Annotated in this window: 18 protein-coding genes and 1 pseudogene; 3 read left to right on the top strand and 16 right to left on the bottom strand. The window is 47.3% G+C overall.

All coding sequences use genetic code 11. From position 1 onward, the window contains the following. Nucleotides 1-163: 163 nt before the first annotated feature. Both AC50X8_RS16340 and AC50X8_RS16335 read right to left on the bottom strand, forming a co-directional pair. Nucleotides 164-1,204 carry a serine hydrolase domain-containing protein gene (locus AC50X8_RS16340; RefSeq protein ID WP_494880383.1) on the bottom strand — a complete coding sequence of 347 codons (1,041 nt, stop codon included), beginning with the start codon at nucleotides 1,202-1,204 and terminating at the stop codon, nucleotides 164-166. Nucleotides 1,205-1,616: 412 nt separating this feature from the next. Continuing rightward, nucleotides 1,617-2,318, bottom strand: a complete 702-nt coding sequence (locus AC50X8_RS16335; protein ID WP_494880381.1) for a hypothetical protein — start codon at nucleotides 2,316-2,318, stop codon at nucleotides 1,617-1,619. A 293-nt stretch (nucleotides 2,319-2,611) separates the two neighbouring features. On the opposite strand from AC50X8_RS16335, the gene AC50X8_RS16330 reads away from it, so the two are divergent. Beyond that, nucleotides 2,612-3,235, top strand: a complete 624-nt coding sequence (locus AC50X8_RS16330) for a hypothetical protein (RefSeq protein ID WP_056032618.1) — start codon at nucleotides 2,612-2,614, stop codon at nucleotides 3,233-3,235. A 47-nt stretch (nucleotides 3,236-3,282) separates the two neighbouring features. Here AC50X8_RS16330 and AC50X8_RS16325 read toward each other — a convergent pair whose 3' ends face one another. Then, nucleotides 3,283-3,705 (bottom strand): DUF4259 domain-containing protein, encoded by a 423-nt coding sequence (locus tag AC50X8_RS16325; RefSeq protein ID WP_494864478.1) that lies wholly within the window; start codon nucleotides 3,703-3,705, stop codon nucleotides 3,283-3,285. A 345-nt stretch (nucleotides 3,706-4,050) separates the two neighbouring features. Continuing rightward, nucleotides 4,051-4,428 (bottom strand): MerR family DNA-binding transcriptional regulator, encoded by a 378-nt coding sequence (locus tag AC50X8_RS16320; protein ID WP_056028462.1) that lies wholly within the window; start codon nucleotides 4,426-4,428, stop codon nucleotides 4,051-4,053. Between the two features lie 133 nt (nucleotides 4,429-4,561). Here AC50X8_RS16320 and AC50X8_RS16315 point away from each other — a divergent pair, with 133 nt between their 5' ends. Continuing rightward, nucleotides 4,562-5,200, top strand: coding sequence for a nitroreductase family protein (locus AC50X8_RS16315; RefSeq protein ID WP_056028465.1), 639 nt, complete (start codon nucleotides 4,562-4,564; stop codon nucleotides 5,198-5,200). 300 nt (nucleotides 5,201-5,500) lie between these two features. Here AC50X8_RS16315 and AC50X8_RS16310 read toward each other — a convergent pair whose 3' ends face one another. From AC50X8_RS16310 to moaA, 4 genes are all read right to left on the bottom strand, one after another. Then, nucleotides 5,501-6,589 carry a low temperature requirement protein A gene (locus AC50X8_RS16310; RefSeq protein WP_056032621.1) on the bottom strand — a complete coding sequence of 363 codons (1,089 nt, stop codon included), beginning with the start codon at nucleotides 6,587-6,589 and terminating at the stop codon, nucleotides 5,501-5,503. A gap of 174 nt (nucleotides 6,590-6,763) precedes the next feature. Next, complete coding sequence (gene cysI / locus AC50X8_RS16305) at nucleotides 6,764-8,485, bottom strand: assimilatory sulfite reductase (NADPH) hemoprotein subunit (protein WP_494880378.1); 1,722 nt, start codon at nucleotides 8,483-8,485, stop codon at nucleotides 6,764-6,766. A 35-nt stretch (nucleotides 8,486-8,520) separates the two neighbouring features. Further along, entirely contained in the window at nucleotides 8,521-10,383 is a 1,863-nt protein-coding gene (locus AC50X8_RS16300; protein WP_494880479.1) for an assimilatory sulfite reductase (NADPH) flavoprotein subunit, read from the bottom strand. A gap of 630 nt (nucleotides 10,384-11,013) precedes the next feature. Then, complete coding sequence (moaA, locus tag AC50X8_RS16295) at nucleotides 11,014-12,024, bottom strand: GTP 3',8-cyclase MoaA (protein ID WP_056028476.1); 1,011 nt, start codon at nucleotides 12,022-12,024, stop codon at nucleotides 11,014-11,016. Nucleotides 12,025-12,184: 160 nt separating this feature from the next. Between moaA and mobA the strand changes: the two genes are divergently transcribed. Then, the gene (gene mobA / locus AC50X8_RS16290; protein ID WP_056028479.1) at nucleotides 12,185-12,784 is read left to right on the top strand and encodes a molybdenum cofactor guanylyltransferase; all 600 of its coding nucleotides are present in this window, start codon (nucleotides 12,185-12,187) and stop codon (nucleotides 12,782-12,784) included. 3 nt (nucleotides 12,785-12,787) lie between these two features. On the opposite strand, the gene AC50X8_RS16285 is transcribed toward mobA, so the two are convergent. The 8 genes and pseudogenes from AC50X8_RS16285 to AC50X8_RS16250 all read right to left on the bottom strand — a co-directional run bounded on the left by AC50X8_RS16285 (nucleotide 12,788) and on the right by AC50X8_RS16250 (nucleotide 19,508). After that, nucleotides 12,788-14,506, bottom strand: coding sequence for an ABC transporter ATP-binding protein (locus tag AC50X8_RS16285; protein ID WP_494880376.1), 1,719 nt, complete (start codon nucleotides 14,504-14,506; stop codon nucleotides 12,788-12,790). A gap of 178 nt (nucleotides 14,507-14,684) precedes the next feature. After that, nucleotides 14,685-15,659: a diacylglycerol kinase catalytic domain-containing protein gene (locus AC50X8_RS16280; RefSeq protein WP_494880374.1), complete on the bottom strand. Its 975-nt coding sequence runs from the start codon at nucleotides 15,657-15,659 to the stop codon at nucleotides 14,685-14,687. Next, nucleotides 15,656-16,720: an SPFH domain-containing protein gene (locus tag AC50X8_RS16275; RefSeq protein ID WP_494880372.1), complete on the bottom strand. Its 1,065-nt coding sequence runs from the start codon at nucleotides 16,718-16,720 to the stop codon at nucleotides 15,656-15,658. The genes AC50X8_RS16280 and AC50X8_RS16275 overlap by 4 nt, the downstream gene beginning before the upstream one ends. Nucleotides 16,721-16,874: 154 nt before the next feature. Next, entirely contained in the window at nucleotides 16,875-17,168 is a 294-nt protein-coding gene (locus AC50X8_RS16270; RefSeq protein WP_494880370.1) for a hypothetical protein, read from the bottom strand. Next, nucleotides 17,168-17,521, bottom strand: a complete 354-nt coding sequence (locus tag AC50X8_RS16265) for a hypothetical protein (RefSeq protein ID WP_494880368.1) — start codon at nucleotides 17,519-17,521, stop codon at nucleotides 17,168-17,170. The genes AC50X8_RS16270 and AC50X8_RS16265 overlap by 1 nt, the downstream gene beginning before the upstream one ends. Nucleotides 17,522-17,657: 136 nt before the next feature. Continuing rightward, nucleotides 17,658-18,803 (bottom strand): annotated as a pseudogene (locus tag AC50X8_RS16260) (nitrate/nitrite transporter); the annotation flags it as partial. Continuing rightward, nucleotides 18,800-18,985, bottom strand: coding sequence for a hypothetical protein (locus AC50X8_RS16255; RefSeq protein ID WP_046233447.1), 186 nt, complete (start codon nucleotides 18,983-18,985; stop codon nucleotides 18,800-18,802). The gene AC50X8_RS16255 and the pseudogene AC50X8_RS16260, both read right to left, overlap by 4 nt. Next, nucleotides 18,975-19,508, bottom strand: a complete 534-nt coding sequence (locus tag AC50X8_RS16250; RefSeq protein ID WP_056028502.1) for a Rieske 2Fe-2S domain-containing protein — start codon at nucleotides 19,506-19,508, stop codon at nucleotides 18,975-18,977. Before AC50X8_RS16250 ends, AC50X8_RS16255 begins: the two co-directional genes overlap by 11 nt. Between the last annotated feature and the right edge of the window lie 116 nt (nucleotides 19,509-19,624).

Raw genomic sequence — 19,624 nt, 5'->3', positions numbered from 1 at the left:
AATGAAAGTCTCTTGCCCATTCGCAAGGAATATTATATCAAATTATATCGAATTTTGGAATAAAATATAAAAAATATCCTTGTAATTTTTTTACTATAATTCAACCCATACTCAGAAAGGCGCACAAAAAGACAGCTCTAAATACTTGCCGCTCTAGGAGCGTTTATTTTTGCATTGCATCCAATACCCGAAGCATCAGCCTATAGGACAAACTCGGAGTGGAAACCTGATTGACCGTACCTGTCAAATACAAATCCTTCTCTGGACAATAATACGCGAATGCTCCCGATAAACCGGAATGTCCGATTAGCTCTGGAATGGATCGCAGCGGCGAGAAAAACCTAGGAAGCTTGAATTTCGCGATTCCAATGCCGTACTGTAACGGAAAAAAGATTTTATTCCAAACATAAAGCTCGCTCAAATCGTGTTTAGGAAATAATTCACCTTCAAAAAAAGCCCTCAGAAAGCGCATCAGCTCGTCTGCAGTGGAGACAATTCCTCCATCCGGTCCGAAGGAGGCCATGGCCTCTGGTACATGCAAGGAAGATTTTTTATAGTAAAGAGGCTTGGGAGTTTGATCATGGTTGTTTGTATAGATGTAGGTTTCGGATAAAGCCAAGGGCTCGTAAATGAACAACTTGAAAACATCTTCTAATTTACTATTCATTACGTTCTCGATAATCTTGCCAAGCAATTGATAGTTGGTATCGGAATATAATGCCTTGCCTTTCTTACCAGGCGGGAAGTGTGAATTCATTTGCTTCACATCCTCCATCACCTTGTCGAACGACCATGCAGTATCGTATCCGGCAAGGAGTTCAACCTTTAGACTCTTACTGTTTTGTCTTACTTGCTCAAAGTAATCCGGCAGACCCGAAGTATGGGCCATCAATTGTCGAATCGTAATGTCGTAGGAATATTCGGTTCCTTGGTAGCGATGGATTCCCGAGAGAATCTCCTTGTCTAGGTAACGGCTTATTTTGTCAGTCAACTGGATTTTTTTCAGCTCTCTTAGCTTTAACATGGTTGCGGTTACAAAAAGTTTGGTCGTGCTCGCGATAAAAAACTGATTATTTTGATTCATATCGCCAGCCGCTCCGGTCCATATCAACTGTTTATTTCCCGATTCCATTCTCAGAACCGTCCCAAATATGTTTTTATGATCTACAGAAGAGACAAGAATCTCCTCAAGCTGTTGATGCAATCGTTTCTTTATTGAAACCAACTCCTTCCCCTGCTAATTTATAACGTGTACTGGTTAAGCTTATGTTATAGATAGAAGCAAAATACTGGATAGTAGGGCAACCATTTATTTTGTCATCCCTTATGATACTGTTTATCGCTCATGCTCTTAAACTTTCACTTAAACTTTCTTTTAAATGTCAGAAAAATACCCGCATGCCCTGATTAGAATTCGTCCAAGCAGTGGCAGGCGGGTATTTTTAATATGTATAAGAGTGAAAATATAAGTATAAAATGAAAGTCAATTGTTCTCCATTGTTATGCAATCCCCATCAACTCTTAGACGAGCTGGATGTATATTTTATTTTGTCAGGGAGCGCAAATCGGATTGCGGGACGTCTAAGAGCGGACTGTCAGTTGCTAGTTCAAAGGTATTATTCATCTTTCGTCCATTCAGTAAAGCCAAATGCTTCTTTGGCTTCTGGAATTTCAAGTTTATTGCCGTCAATAGTAAACTTGAACACATGACTTGTAGTATCCTCTCGAGTATTTTTATAGGTTCCAACGTGTATAGTCCATTTCTCATACTGGAGCTTCAAACGTGAGTTATCGCTAAATGAGTACGTTCCCGAAAATTCATTGTAATCGTTTTTAGCTTCATAAGTTCCTTTTGTAAATGTGCCATCCCGAAAAAACTCAAAGTATGCCTTCGGATTATCCTCAACTGTCCATCTACCAATAATGAGAATACTTGGATCCTCGGTTGAATGAACACTCGGCGCTTGTTCTACTAAAGTAGGTTCCGGAGAAGACTTCGGCGTTTCTTGTGCCTCAGTAGGTTCTGGAGATGGCGTCGTCGTTTCTTGTACCGCAGTAGGCTCTGGAGATGGTATCGACGATTGCATAGCTGTCGGTAGCGAAGGATTGGATTGATTAGGCGATGGTGATAATTCTAATGGTTCCTGATTAACAGTGACATCCACATCATTAGAATTTTCTAGAGAAGATGCCGTTGTATGCAGCCCGTCATTCGCCTTTAATTTATCCGGCTTGCTTACTACGATGTAAACGACTGCTACTGTAAATAACAATGCGAATATGGATAGAGTGATACTAAAAACTTTCAAGAATTTCATACGAAACCTCCGCTGATGTAAATTCATACCAATATGAAACCAAATTAAACATTATCACTATAGCCTTGAATGTTCCTCCAGCTCTCCGTCTTTTTCCCTGAGCGGATCAGTCAGCACCTACGTTAACTTTTGCTTCAATGAGAGTCTACACAAAATTTTTGACAAACCCAGTCGTTACACTTACCGTCGTTGCCGCTACTCTATGGCTGCATTCAGCAATGTAGATCGTAGATTCAATTTGTTAAAATGTGATAATATAAGTGGAGTCAACATGGGGTGGTGAGTGAAAAGAAATGGACAAATTAAAAAATAGCGGCTTTTATAAACTTAAATTTTTCATAACACCGGAAGAGTTTAAAAGCATTTTGATGCTTTTTGAGCATAAGCAAGTGCAGTTCCATCGTACCGATTATGCCCAAACGAAGCATGATTACGATCTGGTGTATGCCGCTTATGAAGCTTTTTATAAATATTTTACGGCAGAGGAACAAAGAATGGATTATCACCCCTTCTTTGTTTATTCCATTTCTGTTAAGTCTGATCATGAAAGCACCGGTTTTTTTGCGAGAAATGAAGGTATCTCATTTCCCTACTACGGACAATGGTCGGAGGATGAGCTGCCTTGCATCATGCTTTCCTTTCCTAAAGGCTTTCAAATTAATATGGCGGATGAGCAAGGAAATTATTATTTTTATGAGGATATTCGGGAGCATCAGCCGTTAGCATATGCTTTTTTTAATGAAATCACAAAAGATATTAAAAAAATGACAAAACCGCTTCGTTTTTCGGTACATGCAGCAACAGCAGATGTTTCGCAAGAGCAAAAACCACCTGCGCGCATAAGCAAACATGCAATGACTGACTTGGTTAACTCTTGGATTTTCAAGAAATATAAGCTTATGATGAATGGCAAATAGGCTGCAACCGCTTAAAGCGGCTGCAGCCAGTGTTTATTTTTTACTATTTAAAGCCGCTCCGCTAAAATGCGAACCACTTTTTCCAAATGGTTGATCCAATCCGGATCTCCATCCCACAGTTCATACAGCTCGCGTTCCCCGCCCTTATTATCCAACACCTGCTGAACCAATTGCTTTAGCTCAAGCAGATCTTCCTTATTCCAGACGATCTCCGCCAAACCACTCAGTTCTTCGTACTGCGTCCTGCCGTTTTCGATATAGACGCACACAATTTCTGCTAGAGCAATCGCTGTATTATCGTAAAGGAAATCCACCTCTTCCGGATCTTCCGCAAGGAATCCGAGCTCTCTATAATGAGCTAGAAGCTCTTTCAATTTAATAGACTGGCGGTCCACTGCATATTTGCCTAAAGCATCAAGAACATCAAGACCTTCATCGCTTTCCAGCGCTGCTGTTCCCCAAGATCCCATCGTATTTCTCACCTTTCTATTCGTAATTCTACCATTTTAACATGGATTGGAATTGGAATTAATCACCCTTAAGCAACAATAATATGTTTGAATATGAGCAATTAGGCATACATATATCTACCAAAAGGTGGATAAGACGAGCGTTTATCATCTATTTTGCACTTAGGCGGTTGCTTCTGAGTTCCAGCAGCAGGAATCGTTTGCATAAAGGTCTCAGACTGCCGCTACTTTATTAAATAAACTATGGTATCTGTTAGCTCAGTGATGAATTACAGAACTCATATGTTTCAATTGAATGATTAGTAGTAAGTCGATTTGCAGGCTAAACGATGGCTTCAAAAGGGTTTACACAGTTGTATCCATAGATCTGCATGGGGTCTGAAAATTTGCCTTGCCCTCTAACACATCAGCTAAAAATGTTTTTGATGTTTGCAATTTTGCTTCTAGCTCCTGGATCTGTTGAATTTTTTCCATCACCAATACTTTCTTTTCTATATAGAAATTTTCGTTTTCGTTTATGAGCAGGATTAATTCCTGAATAGTAAAACTTACGGTGAGCAAAGTTTTCACATCCTCCAGAAAACCAATCACACCCTCATGATATACGCGATAATTATTTTCATCTCTTGATACAAACTGCTCCGGAATCAACTGTTTGCGTTCATAGAATCGCAAGGTGGATACTGGCAGCCCTGTCAACTTGGACACTTCACTCGCTTTCATAGCCTATTCCCTTCTGAACACTAGAATAATTTATATTTGCTATAAACCAAGGTTCATAGTTCATAATAAAAACATGATAACCAGTGACATCACTTATGTCAAAAAAACTGGTCACATCAAAAGGAGAGATTACATGCTGGAACATATCCAAAATAACGATTTTGTCAACATTATTACTGGCCGGCGTTCCGTACGCCATTATGATGAGCAGGTCAAGATTTCAAAGGAAGAATTGCATGATATCATTAATGAAGCAAGTTTAGCGCCTTCTTCTGCAAATATACAACCATGGCGTGTTATCGTAGTTCATACCCCTGAAGGGAAAAACAAGCTTCGGCCACTTGTACAATTCAATACGCAACAAAATGATACATCAGCCGCTATGCTAATTATTTTGGGCGATACTCAGAGTGAACGGTATGTAGAAGAGATTTATAATGCAGCTGTGGAACAAGGGAAAATGCCGAAGGAGGTGCGCGACAAGCAGGTAACACAAATATTAAGTATGTTTCCTCTACTACCTCGAGAAGTAAAGATTGAGGTGGCCAAAATCGATGCAAGTTTATTTGCCATGCAACTTATGCTGGTAGCCCGCGCGCATGGGTATGACACCAATCCTATGGCAGGTTTTGAACGTGATAAGGTTGTTAACACATTTGATCTGGACGACGAACGGTATGTTCCGGTCATGATCCTTTCAATCGGCAAGGCTCAAGAAGAAGGACATGAATCGGTGCGTTTGCCTAGTGAGAAAATTACCTTTTGGCGCTGATATCCATTTATTTTGGGAATTCTATGATAGATATATTCCTTAGCCCATTAATGTCGATATGTTGACTGATATGCAGTATAGGTATTAGGAACATTGCAAATCCTTATGGTTACAGGTATTTAAAACGGCTTCGACATTCAAAAGAACATAACAATACAAGGTATGTCCGGATATGACTTCATAGTCACCTTCGGGATGGGGGCGTCTGGGCGGGCTGGTTCAAGCTGCCCGCCCAAACGCTCTCTTTTATGCACACTACCCTTACCCTTGCCTGTTAGCTTAACGAGCATACTTTGAACGCTAAGCCGTTGTTTTGGCAAATACGATAAAAAACAGCACTAGCTCCAGAAGCACGACCGTCGGCGGCACTACAACGAGCAAGTTCACGCTGAATAAAACAAGCAGCAGCAGCAACAGCAGCGAAATATGCTTCACGGTCGGGCGCAAATGCTCAAAGCGGTAGCTGTATAACACGCACATAACCGACAGAAAATAAATGAACACAGAGCCAAAAACAAATCCGAGCATAAAACCATATTCCAGTTTGTTCAAAAATACCAGCTGAATCGAAGCAGCGATCATGCAAAGCGACAAATAGATAAACAAGTGGCCGTAAATAATCGTCTGCCCTGCCGTTCGCTTCGTTTTGTCCACATTTTTCTCCATGTTCTCAAAATATTGCCACCAAATCGCAATGACGAGTATAAAGGAGAGCGCAACGAATGCAATAGAAGTAAAGCTCATATCTCCGGCATCCAATATCGAAAGCAGGCTAACGACCGATTCACCGAGCAAAATTAGCGTAAACAGCGAAAAACGCTCCAGTAAATGCGGGGTATGGATTGGCGTGACAACGAGATGCTTGCGGCCAATTAACGGAACAATAATGTCCAAAATTATGCCCGCATACAAAATAGCGTAACGCAGCCACGAGTCAAAAAACAAGGAACAAGACGATATTGCTATCCCCAGCCAAAAATAGGTGCCGAAAAATCGAGCGGTTTGCAGCTTATGCAGCACCTCTGAACGCGCCGTCAGCAAATATTGCACGGCCGTTATAATCCGAAGCCCTATATATCCAATAAAAAAGGGCACATAATACGCGTCAAAATCAACATTCAAGCTTGCCGTCATAATCAGGACGAAGAACATTTGTACTACGATAAATAATCGGTGCTTGGGCGTATCCTGGCCAAAACGATTGTTGTACATCGTCTGTCCAACCCATGCCCACCAAATCGGCACAAAAATCAAGATGAATTTGGACAAATGCTCCCAGGTAATGCTGCTATGCTCCACATGAAGCAGCACATGAGTAGCCTTGGAAACGGCCGCGACAAACAATAAATCATAAAACAGCTCCAGCCACGTTACTTTTTTCTCTGGCATCATCGCTATGATGTGCTCCTCTCTTGGCATTCATTCAATTTCACTCTCTATCTCTACTTCGACTCAATTATTATAAACATCCAGCCGCTCATTAGGCAATAAGCGAAATAAGGCCTGGAGCAAATGCCCCAGACCTTATTTCCTATCTATCGTTTTGAGAAAAAGCAAGCGCCTTTAATCGTGGAAATTGAGCCCTGACGTCGTCGCCTTCACATAGCCATTGCGAATGACGAAATCGCCGAAATGCTCGCCCTGCTCGCGCTCTTTCGCGAAGCGGTTAATAATAGGCGTCAGCGTGCTGATGATTTCCGTTTCATCAATGTTTTCTTTGTACATCTTATTCAAACGGTCGCCGTTGAAGCTTGCTCCCAAGTACATATTGTATTTCCCCGGCGATTTTCCAATAAATGAAATTTCCCCAAGCGCAGGACGTCCGCAGCCATTCGGGCAGCCCGTCATCCGAATTACGATGGATTCGTCGCGCAGACCCGCTTCATCCATGACCACATCGAGCTTGTCGATCAAAGTCGGCAAGTACCGTTCCGCTTCCGCCATGGCAAGGCCACAGGTCGGCAGCGCTACGCAGGAAATCGAGCTGCGGCGCAAAGCCGAATAATGCAAGCCATCTGTGAGCTTGTATTGCTCGATGAGCTCTAGGATTTTGCGTTTTTTCTGCGTCGTAATATTGGCAATAACAAGATTCTGGTTCGGCGAAAGGCGGAAGTCTCCCGTATGGATCTTCGCAATTTCACGCAGGCCCGTCATTAGCTTGTAGTCGCCATCATCTTGAATCCGTCCGCTTTGAATGTAAAGCGTCAGATTCCATTTGCCGTTGGTGCCTTTAATCCAGCCGTAACGGTCGCCATTGCTGTCGAAGTGGAATTCGCGCGGCGCTTCCAGCTTCCAGCCCATTCTATTATGCAGCTCGTTAACAAACCAGTCCAGACCGTGGCGGTCAATCGTGTATTTGAAACGGGCATTTTTACGAACGGAGCGATTGCCGTAATCGCGTTGAATCATAACGGTCTTCTCGGCAATGTCAATCGTTTGCTCAGGCGTACAGAAGCCAATGACGCGGCCAAGCTGCGGGTAAGTCGCCGTATCACCATGCGTCATGCCCATACCGCCACCGACGGTTACGTTAAAGCCGACAAGCTTGCCATTTTCCAAAATCGCAATATAACCAAGATCCTGGGAATAAACATCTACATCATTGGACGGCGGAACCGCCATCCCGATTTTGAATTTACGCGGCAAGTAAACCGGTCCATAAATCGGTTCCACTTCGCCAGCAGCTTCCGAGCTTTCTACCTTCTCGCCATCCAGCCAAATTTCATGATACGCAGGCGTGCGTGGCGCGAGGTGATTGTTAATGCGTCTCGCCCATTCATTCACCTGTTCATGTGCTTCGGACAGATGCGGATTCGGATTGCTCATCACGTTGCGGTTAACGTCGCCGCAAGCAGCAAGCGTCGTCAACAGCTTGTCGTTGATCGTACGGATCGTCTTTTTCAAATTCCATTTCAGCACGCCGTGCATTTGGAAAGCCTGGCGCGTCGTCAGACGCAGCGTCCCATTGCCGTACTTGTGCGCCAATTCATCCATAACCAGCCATTGCTCTGGTGTGGCTACGCCGCCGGGCGCAACTACACGAAGCATGAACTGATAGGCAGCCTCAAGCTTTTGCTTCTCACGTTCATTACGCAAATCCCGGTCGTCCTGCATGTAGCTGCCGTGGAATTTCATCAACCGGTTTTCGTCTTCTGGCAGGCTGCCCGTAATTGGATTGCGCAAATTCTCTACGAGCGCTCCCCGCAAGTAATTGCTCTCAATTTTGATAATTTCAACGTCGCTCGGCGGGCCGCCGATCGGCTTTACGATTTGATCATTTGCCATTGCTGCTTTCTCCTCTCGCACTCGCTTTGGTCCGTTTAGTACACGTCGCGCTGGTAGCGCTGCTGCTGCTGCATATCGGCGAGATAAGCTTCCGCCTTCTCACGGCTGATGCCGCCTTCCTGTTCAATAACCGTGATAAGCGCGGAATGCACATCATGTGCCATATGCTTCTCGTCGCCGCATACATAAACATGGGCACCGGCTTGCAGCCACTCATACAGCTCCGCTGCTTGCTCCAAAATGCGGTGCTGCACGTAAACTTTTTCTTCTGAATCGCGCGAGAACGCGAGGTCCAGCTTCGTCAGAACGCCGTCCTTCAGCATGCGCTGCCAGTCCGTTTGATACAGGAAGTCCGTCACGAAATGGCGGTCACCGTAAAACAACCACGATTTTCCTTCCGCTCCCGTTTCCTCGCGCTCCTCCATGAATGCCCGGAAAGGGGCTACGCCTGTGCCTGGACCGATCATAACAATCGGCGTTTCGGCGCTTGCCGGCAGCTTGAAATTCGGGTTGTTTTGAATATAGATCGGCACCGTATCACCTGGCTCCAAACGCTCTGCCGTATGAATCGAGCATACGCCGTAACGCTCACGGCCATTTGCCTCGTAACGCACAGCGCGAATCGTCAAATGCACCTCGTCCGGATTAGCCTGGAAGCTGCTTGCAATGGAATAAAGACGTGCGGGCAGCTTGCGCAACATGCCGACGAATGCAGCTGGCGTGAAGTTCCAAGGCGCAAAATCCTGCACCAGATCAAGCAAATCGCGGCCGTTGATATATTCCTTCAGCACTTTCTCTTTGCCTGGCGCTGCAAGCTCCTGCAGTCCGCTGTTAGCCGAAAGCTTCGCAGCCTGCTCCAGCAGCGGCTTCGTCAATACTGTAATTTCATAATGCTTCAGAAGCGCTTCGCGCAGCGAGCCTTCTTCGCCTTTTTTATTAAATGGAACCTTCTCGTCCGCGCTCCAGCCTAATGCCTGAATGAGCTCATCGACTAGCTTCGGATGATTTTCCGGAAAAAGACCTATGCAATCGCCGGGCTCATATTGCAAGCTTGATCCGTCAAGCGACAGCTCGAGATGGCGCGTCTCGCGGTCTGAACCGCGTCCGTTCAAGTTAATGTTCGCGAGCACTTCCGCTTGAAACGGATTCGTACGCGAATATTCGGATTCAGCCATGCCAATCGAGGCAGTTGTGGATACAGCTGCTGGCTGAGCAGATGCCGATCCATTCACACGCTCGCTTAACGCAGCGGCAACCTGATTGAACCACTCTGCTGCCAGCTCATCATAATCGAGATCGCAGTCCACACGCGGCGTCAGGCGCTTGCCGCCCAGTTCTTCAAGACGAACGTCGAAATCTTTACCCGTCTGGCAAAAGAATTCATAAGACGTATCGCCGAGCGACAGAACGGAGAAATACAATTCATCCAGCTGCGGCGCTCTTTTGCTATATAGGAACTCATGGAACGATATTGCATTATCCGGCGGTTCGCCTTCTCCATGGGTACTTGCAATAATCAATAAATTTTCAACCTTCTTCAAGCCATTTGGCTTGAATTTGTTCATGGCGGACAAGGTAACCTGAAAGCCGTTTGCCTCCAGCTTGCTTGCAAGCTTGCCAGACAGACGCTGGCTGTTGCCTGTCTGTGATCCGAATAAAATCGTCACTTCGCGCGAGCCTGCCGGCTGAGCGGGTGCTGACAGCGCTTCCTCTGCTACAGCAAGCGCCGCGCTTAATTGCGGCTCTGCACTAATAGGGGCAAAAGCTGCTGTGCTCTGAACTGCGGACAAATATCCGCATAACCATATATGCTGCGATTCCGTCAAAGTTGGCAGAAGGCGGTTAAGAAGCTCAACCTGCTCCTGATTAAAAGGACTGTTCGTCACCTGAAGTTGCAACAAAATCCACCTCTCATAAACATGAAATCATACTGTTTTTAAAATATAGGAAAGGATATGATTTTCTCATCCTTTCTCTATATTTCTCGGACTGAAACGCGCCGCACCGCCAAAGGACGGCTTTCGACCGTTTCACCTTGTAATCTGCGTTTACACACTTTAGTCCATCATTAATATTCAAACTAACATATTAAGTGCAATCGGGCAATGCACACATGATGACCTAATTTTTACCAATTCATCGTTTCGGAAGCAAAATACAGCTAAATCCGAGTAAAATGGGGGTAATTCACCCTGTTTTAGCTGTATAAATTAAGAATTATGATGATTTCTATTAGAAAAAGTGATAGACGATTATGATGTTTTTTTGCAAGGTGAAACGGCTGCCGCCATCCTTTGGTGGCGCGGCGCGTTTCATTCCAAGAAATATAGAGAAAGGATTACATTAGGATATCCTTTCCTATATTTCAAGCGTAAACGGCTGTTGCTGTCCTGTAGAGGCAAAGCCACCGTTTCGCGATGAAATATAAGCCCATTATATGGGGTAACTTATACATGCTTATATTTCAAAAAAAACCACGCTTCTGGAGGAAGCGTGGTTGGATGGCCTAGGCCGGGTACTTTATGAAATCAGCCGCCGATATGGGACATCTCGATTTTAGCTGGCGACTGGGTACGGGTAGCCCGTTCCTCCGAATAACGATCATTGCGATTTGTCCAAATGCGGGCGATGGATTCACGAACCGACTCATCCGTTTCATCAGCTCGCAGCAGCTCCATTAAATCGTAGCCCTTCGAGGCAAACAGGCAGGTGTACAGCTTGCCCTCAGCGGATATGCGCGCCCGTGTGCAGGTGCTGCAAAAAGCGTCGCTTACGGAGGAAATAAAACCGATCTCACCCGATCCATCCTGATAGCGATAGCGGGAAGCAACCTCGCCGGCATAATGGGCTTCCACTGGCACAAGCGGCAGGTGTTCTTCTAGAAGCTGCAAAATCTGCTTGCTAGAAAAAACGTGATCCCACTTCCAGCCATTTGAATTGCCGACATCCATATATTCAATAAACCGCAAAATATGCCCCTTCTCGCGAAAATAAGCAGCCATCGGCCATATGTCCTGATCATTGGCACCCTTCTGGACAACCATATTGATTTTGACTGGCATCCCTGCCGCAGCTGCCGCATCAATACCAGCCAGCACGGCCTGCACGCCGCTGCGGTTTCCGTTCATTAATCGGAACCGCTCGTCATTTAGCGAATCCAGACTGACCGTTACCCGACGCAATCCAGCTTCCGCAAGCGCAGCAGCCGATTTGGGCAGCAGAACCCCATTGGTCGTCAGTGCAATATCTTCAACACCAGCGATTGCATTCAAACGCTTGATCAGCGTCGGCAAATCTTTTCTAAGCAGCGGCTCTCCGCCGGTAATTCTAAGCTTCTTGACGCCCAATGATACAAATATCTTTACGAGCCGTTCTATCTCATTAAAGCTAAGCACCTTGTCTTCAGCCAAAAAGGGATAGTCCTTGCCAAAAATTTCGGCCGGCATACAATAACGGCAGCGGAAATTACAACGGTCGGTAACAGATAGGCGCAGGTCCCGCAAACCACGGTTCAATTGATCCTTTATTGAATGCTCCAAGCTCCTCACCTCAGGTTATGCAAAAGAGAATGTTGTTAAATGATAGCTTCATACTTTACACTATGGTAAATAGCGAACAAGTTCCTTACATTATGAACAGAGGTCAAGTGTTTGTCAATGTTCCTGACATCAATGATTATGGAAAGCAAGGTGACGAAGGATGAACCTGGAAGCTATCGTGCTTGCCGGAGGAGAAAGCCGCCGTATGCAGCAGCGTAAAGAGTTGCTCCTTATTAATGGCAAGCCCGTTATTCAAATGATAACCGAGCAGCTTGCTGTTCTAACAGACCGCATTTCTATCATTACGAATGAGCCTGAATTATATCCCTTCCTTGCTCCCTCTATTACGATTAAACCCGATATTTTTCCTAGCCTTGGCCCGATTGCCGGTCTGCATGCCGGAATGAGCGACCAAGAACCGGACACGATTTACATAGTGGCAGCCTGTGACTATCCGCTGCTTACCGCTTTGCCTTTTATTGAAATGCTGGCCCTGCTTGGCAGTCATCCGACCAAAGATGCTGTCGTCCCGATTATCGACGAGCGAAGCCACCCTTTGTTTGCCGTCTTTCATGGACGAACGCTGGGCAAATGGGCAGCCGCGCTCTACAGCCGAAATCTGAAGGTCATGGATGTGCTTCCTCAATTGTCCATCATTCATTACCTGCCCAATAATCCGGCGATTGCTGAGCAATTCATTAATATGAATACGCCGGAGGATTACCAGGCCATTCTAATGAAAAAACAGCTTTCGCCGTAATGGCTACACCGTGCTGTATTGCGCTTGATGCAGTTTGCTGTAAATGCCGCCGGCCGCAACCAGCTCTTGATGTCTTCCTTGCTCAGCAATGCCGCTCTCGTCGACGACAATGATGCGATCCGCATTTTTGATCGTCGTCAGGCGGTGGGCAATGACCAGCGTCGTTCTGCCGACGGACAGGTCGGACAGCGATTTCTGAATCGCGACTTCCGTCTCCGTATCCAGTGCCGACGTCGCTTCATCGAGGATGAGGATCGGCGGGTTTTTCAAAAACATGCGAGCAATCGACAGGCGCTGCTTCTGGCCGCCCGACAGTTTGACTCCGCGCTCTCCAATAATCGTATCCAGCCCTTCGGGCATTTTTTTGATCAAATCTTCAAGCGATGCCCGGCGCGCCGCTTCCCAAATTTCTTCCTCCGTCGCCAACAAATTGCCATAAGCGATGTTTTCGCGAATGGAGCCCGAGAACAGGAACACGTCCTGCTGCACGATTCCAATATTTTTGCGCAGCGATTCCAGCTTAATATCTCGAATATCTTTGCCGTCCACCGTAATGCTGCCTGCGAGCACATCATAAAACCTTGGCAACAGGCTGCAAATTGTCGTTTTCCCCGCTCCAGATGGGCCTACGAATGCCACAGTCTCTCCAGCATTAATATCCAAATTAATTTTCTGCAAAATCATATTGTTTGTTTCATAACCAAAGCTCACGTCATGAAAACGAACATTGCCGACGACTTTTTTGAGTTCCGTTGCATATGGCCGATCTTCAATGTCAGGCTCTGTATCAATGATCTCCGTGTAACGTCTGAAGCCGGCGATGCCTTTTGGATAGCTTTCGATAACTGCGTTGATTTTCTCAATCGGGCGGAAGAAAATGTTCGAAAGCAAAATGAACGCCATAAATTCACCCATATCCAGCTTGCCCTGAATAAAGAAATAAGCGCCGCAAATCATCACAAAAATCGTAACGAGCCGCATCATCATATAGCTGACGGAAATGCTTTTCGCCATCGTTTTGTAAGCGAGCAGCTTCGTCAGGCGGAAGTTTTGGTTGTCTACGGAAAACAGTTTTTTCTCATGCTCTTCGTTTGCGAACGATTGAACGACACGAATGCCGCCGACGTTGTCTTCAATACGGGCATTAAAGTTGCCGACATCGCCGAACAAACGACGGTACGTTTTGCTCATTTTGCCGCCGAAGACGATAATAAGCCAAGCCATAACCGGAATAATGATGAAGGTTATAAGAGCAAGCTCCAAGTTAATGTAGGCCATTAGCGAGAAGGAGCCGATAAGCGTCATAACCGCAATAAATACATCCTCCGGCCCATGATGCGCTACTTCGCCAATATCGTTCAGGTCATTCGTGATACGGCCGATCAAATGCCCCGTCTTGTGATTGTCGAAGAAGCGGAAGCTAAGCTTCTGGATATGGTCGAACATTTTGCGCCGCATATCCGTCTCGATGTTAATGCCTAGCATATGCCCCCAGTAGGTAACTACATAATTAAGCGCCGTATTGAGCGCATAAACAGCAAGCAGCCCCGCACAAGCAGCAACGATCAGCGTCCAGTTCTGGCTGGGAAGCAAATCGTTAATAAATTGGCTGACCGCAAGCGGGAAAGCCAGCTCCAGCAATCCGGCAAGAATGGCGCAGCCGAAATCAAGAAAGAACAGTCCCTTATAGGGACGATAATACGAAAAAAATCGACGCAGCATTTCAAAATCACTCTCTCATCTCTAGATTAGGTTCACAAGCGTATTCCTGCTAATCCGAATCATCCCCATCAACCCATGACCCAATTATAACATGATTGCAGTGGACTGGCGTGTGAATCTCCCTATAGATTTCCAAAATGACCGTGCGCATCGCCCACCTTCCTGCCTTGTCCTTTGCTTAAACGATGAGATATCCCTGACGATCTGCTGGCCCAATTGTCGCCTCAAGCCCGGAATGAAAGTTAAGGAAATCACTCTCTACCCCATTGCTGAAAATAACACCATCTTCCGGCATTTGCGACATGATCCGCAGCTTGCGCTGCTCGTTGATTTGCCCGAAAACGATCGAGGCTGCGGTCGTCCGGCTTGGAAATGGCTCTCTGACCGTAAAATAAAGCGAATCCGCCGACCAATCCAGCCGACCTTTCTCCTGTTCCTCAGCCGCGTCTAGATCTTCAGGCATGAGCGTCAGCGGCTGACGCGTCGCGCTGCTCACAATGCCGGCTGCCCCGGCAAGCACGCTTCGCAGCCAGCCGCTTGCGCCGAGGCCGGTCGATACAATAATGCCACTGGAGGACTGCTGCTCGGCATGCTCCTCCAGCTTAATTTCATACCGCGCCGACACATGGGTTTTGCGCCCGATAAACAAATCGTTAACGCCGTAGAGGCACTGGCCATTGTTGATCTGCGCCATTGCCAGTGTAACCGGCTGAACCCGGCGCTTCCCACGCAGCACCTCGGGAATAAGCAGGCGCAAATCTCCAACCGTGAAGGGCAGCAGCACGCCATCCCAGCGCTGCGGCTCCGGATTGACGCCAATGAGCGGCTGGCGGTCCAAATATTTGAGCGTACCCGCGACTAGCCCATCCGGGCCAATTGCGACAACGATATCGTGGTCGCCGAATAGGAAGCTGGGCACATGCTCGCGATCCAGCACTTGGACTCTGCCCTGCTGCTCCAGCTCGCTTACCGCCAATGAGACAGCATTTTGATACACTTCATTTTCCAGCCAATAGTCGCCAAAGTCCGCGCCAAGCCGTTCAATGTAAAAATTCGCCTGCTGCACCGTATTGTAGCGAACGAGCAGCTCCTCCAGCCTCGTCTTCCGCTTCACGACGATAAATTTTGCATCTGCACCCGCTGCCCGGCTCATCGTCCTGTCCCTCCTCTGGCTTCCGACTTGCCCAAGCTCGCCCCGTTCCCAGTCCCAGGAATCAGGCTTTGCAGCAGATCCGGCGAAATATTCAGCTGTCCAATCCGCTCCGCTTTTTCCGCCATCTCCTGAAATGCAATCGCAATAAGTTTATTCGAATCCATGCCCATATTTGTCATCGCTTGCAGCACATATGGCTGGGTATCATGTAGTGATTTCATAACAGCAGCGAGCTCATACGCCTTGGCATCCGCCTCAGACCGCCTGTTCGCAGCAGCGAGCTCAATCATCGCTTGCTTCTTCTCCTCAAGCTGCGTATCAAATTGCAGCTGCACCTCTTTAAGCTCGTTTTGCTTCTGGCGCACCGAGCGCTCCGCATCAAGCTGCGCTTCGCGAATTTGCCTCTTCTTCTGCTCAACCGCAATATCCGTGTTCAGCTCGTTTTCCTTCACGCGCCGCTCCTGCTCAATGGAGGAATTACGACGCACGTACAGCGCCTCATCCGCATCCTGAAGCATTTGCTCACGCGACTGCGCTTCAAGTGCCCGCATCGTCTCCTTGTTCGGCAGTACCGCCAAAATGGACAAGCCCATCAGCTCGATGCCCAGCTTAGCCAGCTCCTCATGCTGGCTGATCTCCTGTCTAATCATTTTCGCCAGCCGTTCGCTCGATTGGATCGCTTCCTTAAGCGGCAGCTGCGCCAGCTGTTTCTTCGTCAGCACCTTGGCAAGTTGAATCATGCGTTGGGACAGCTTGACCGGATCGTCGGAAATATAAGCTTTTTTCTTTATATTGTACGTATAATTCATAATTTCCATCATTTTGCGGTAGTCCACAATCCGGTAGGTCAGTTGTCCCTGCACCGTTACCGTCTGGTAATCGCGAGTAATCTCTTCAAACATAAACGGCACATCGATCGAGGAAATCGGAATGACGACCACCGAGGACGCCCGCTCATAATAATAGAAGGACAGACCAACGCCCTCTTTCACAACCTTCCCGTTCTTCACCTGAATAATATAATCGCTCGGTTGAAACTTAACGAATTCAAATCCAAACATGGCTCGTTCCCCGCTCTCATTTTTAATAATGTCGATTTGATAATATCTAAATGATAATTGATAAAATCCATACTGTCAAACCGACATTATAAAAACAAGCCCCGCCGTCACAACCCAAGCGACGTTGGAGCTCTATAGCGAAAAGGTAACGTCTCTATAAAAAATACACCCAATAATGCAGCTGCGACTGCTCATCATGCGAGACAAAGCGCGGCCCAGTCGGCGTCTGCTCTAGCAGCGTATTTGTCTCATCAAACACCGGAACCGACAGAAACTGCTCCTTGTTAAAATAAAACAACAGCTGTGCTCCATCGCTTGCCGCCGCCACCTTAAACAGCGTATATGGCTTCGGCAGTGTTTGCTGCTCGCCTGAGCGATCCTCCATCCACACCTTAATGCGGCTGCCCGCATACGGCATCAACTCATCAACCAAGCGCTGCATCGCCATCATGAGGCTGCTCCTGCTTCAGCATTTTTACGAGCCGCTTGCTCGCCGCAGTGCCGGCATTCCTCAGGACGCTTCAAATCCAGCTCCAGCCGATAGCCCTGAATCCAATCCCAAAATTCCGGTGGTGCCTGCTCCTCAATAAACAACAGCACCTCCTCATCCTTCTCCCAGTCGCTGTAGCCTTTCACCGCCGCATTGACGACCTGAAGCTCCCCCTCCTGCTTCTCTTCCAGAAACCAGGAGGATTTCTTAGCAAACAGCTGCTGGAGCAGCGCTTCAATTGATTTAGTAAATGAGCTTCCCTGCTCCTGCTTGCGGATGAAGCATAAATCCAGCATAAATTCCGATTTCATCGTCAATCCCTCCCTGAGCATCTATAAAATGAAGCCTGACCTGTAACCTTTAAGATTTGACCATATCGCCCGGCAGCCTATTTCTTGTGCTGTGAGCATTTTGAGCGTTTTGCTGAATCAAGCGCTCAGCCTGACCAAGCTTCTCTTGATAGAACAGCCAAATGACGAGTATTAGGCTCGCCAGCGCAACCTCGGACAGCGCCATAAATCCAATGGCGTAATGCCCCGTCCATTTGAACAGCACGGACAGCAGCAGCGGCGGAAAAAATCCGCCAAGCCCGCCCATAGCGGAGATCAGGCCGTTTGCAATGCCCGCCTGCTTGACGAAATACAGCGGTACCAGCTTGAAAATCGTCCCGTTGCCTGTACCGGCACAAAGCGCAATAATGAGGCAGCCGACCGTATACATGCCGATGGATGGTGCGAACGACAGGACAACCGCTGACAGCGTAAGTCCGCCAAACACGAACATCAAAATCACAAATGGATTGAAACGGTCACCGAGCCAGCCACCGACAGGCCGCATGATGGTCGCCAGTACGATGAAGCCAGCTGTGCGCAGCCCCGCATCCACCTTGCTCAGCTCAAAATGCGAGACGAGGAAGTTTGGCAAATAGACCGTAAAAGCGACGAAAGAGCCGAAGGTAATAAAATAAAACAAACAAAGTGCCCACAGCTTTTCATTGCGGTATACCCCTTTGATCTGCTCCGACAAAGAAGCCATCACCTTCGGCTCATTGCGGTCTCCCAGCATAAAATTAATCAAGATGAATATGGCCAGCAGCACCAGATACAGCAGCACTGTTTTGCTCCACCCCAGATAGTTAGCCGCTACGGGAGCGGTAAAAGCCGTAATCGCCGTACCCAAATTTCCGATGCCATAAATGCCGTTCACAAAGCCATGCCGTTCCTTCGGGTAATATTTCGGCAGAGAAGTGACGCCAACCGAAAACACCGCGCCCCCGATGCCAAGGAAAATCCCGCCGATAATCAGATCGGCAAAGCTATCTGCCAGGCTGACCCAATAGACGGGTGCAAGCAAAATGAGAAAACTAAACCCAAACAGCTTGCGCGCGCCGTAGCGATTTGTCCAATAGCCGACCGGAATCCGAAGCACTGAGCCGAACAGCACCGGAATGGCCGTCACCCAGGCAAGCTGGCCTGACGTCAGCTGGATATCCTCCTTAATAAACGGAATGAGCGATGAAAGAATTACCCAAACCATAAACCCAAGAATCAGGCTTCCCGTCTGAATGGATAGCTGCGTTTTATTTCCGTTCATCTGCGTACCTCCTTCTTATAAATCCATAGTGCAAGCGGGAATAGCAGCACATTCAGCAAAGCAAATACGAGGACAAGCTCATATTTTTCATGAAAATAATGATTAACGACATACTGCGTACAGACGATATTCAGAAAAAGCACGACGCTCAGCAAAATGACGCCTCTGTAGCTACGTTTCATACCGCTTCACCCCTGTCGCATAAATCGCTCCGCCTTCGATTTCAACCAATACCTCAGGCAGCGCTCTCCTCGGCGGTCCTGCTGTCGGCTTGCCCGATTGGGGGTCGAAAAAGCCATGATGGCAAGGGCAGACGAGCTGATCCTCCTCCCGGCTCCAGAACACCGGGCATTTCAAGTGCGTACAAGCATTTTGATAAGCCTTGTATTTATTGTCGCCCAGACGGATCAGCAGTGCTGATTCATGGTCGCCGGGGTAGTGGAATTCCACCGCCTCTCCTACTTTGAGCGCCTGCACATCGGCGATTTTCTTCTTCGGATGGCTGCTTTTTCCAAAGCCCATCAGCTCCTTTGCGGCAAGTCCGCCCCACGGAAGCGTGGACACGGCGAACACACCGGCTGCGCCAACCATCGTTTTCAGAAAGCCCCTGCGGTCCAGCTGGCGTTCATTGTTTTTGTGGATGTTATGCGTGTAATTATCCTCTTCAAATGGCACTTTATTGTTTTTGCCTGCCTCATTGTCCATTGCATCTGAGCCTCCTTCTACTAGCTAACCTTCTAAACAGCATGACAAGGTGAAACGGCTTTCGCCGTCCTCTGGCGGCGCGCGGCGTTTCAGTCCAAGAAATATAGAGAAAGTAT

The organism is Paenibacillus sp. JT22N15 (genome assembly GCF_059383755.1).
Note: the sequence above shows the minus strand (reverse complement) of the source record. Positions and strands in the feature narration are given on the sequence as shown.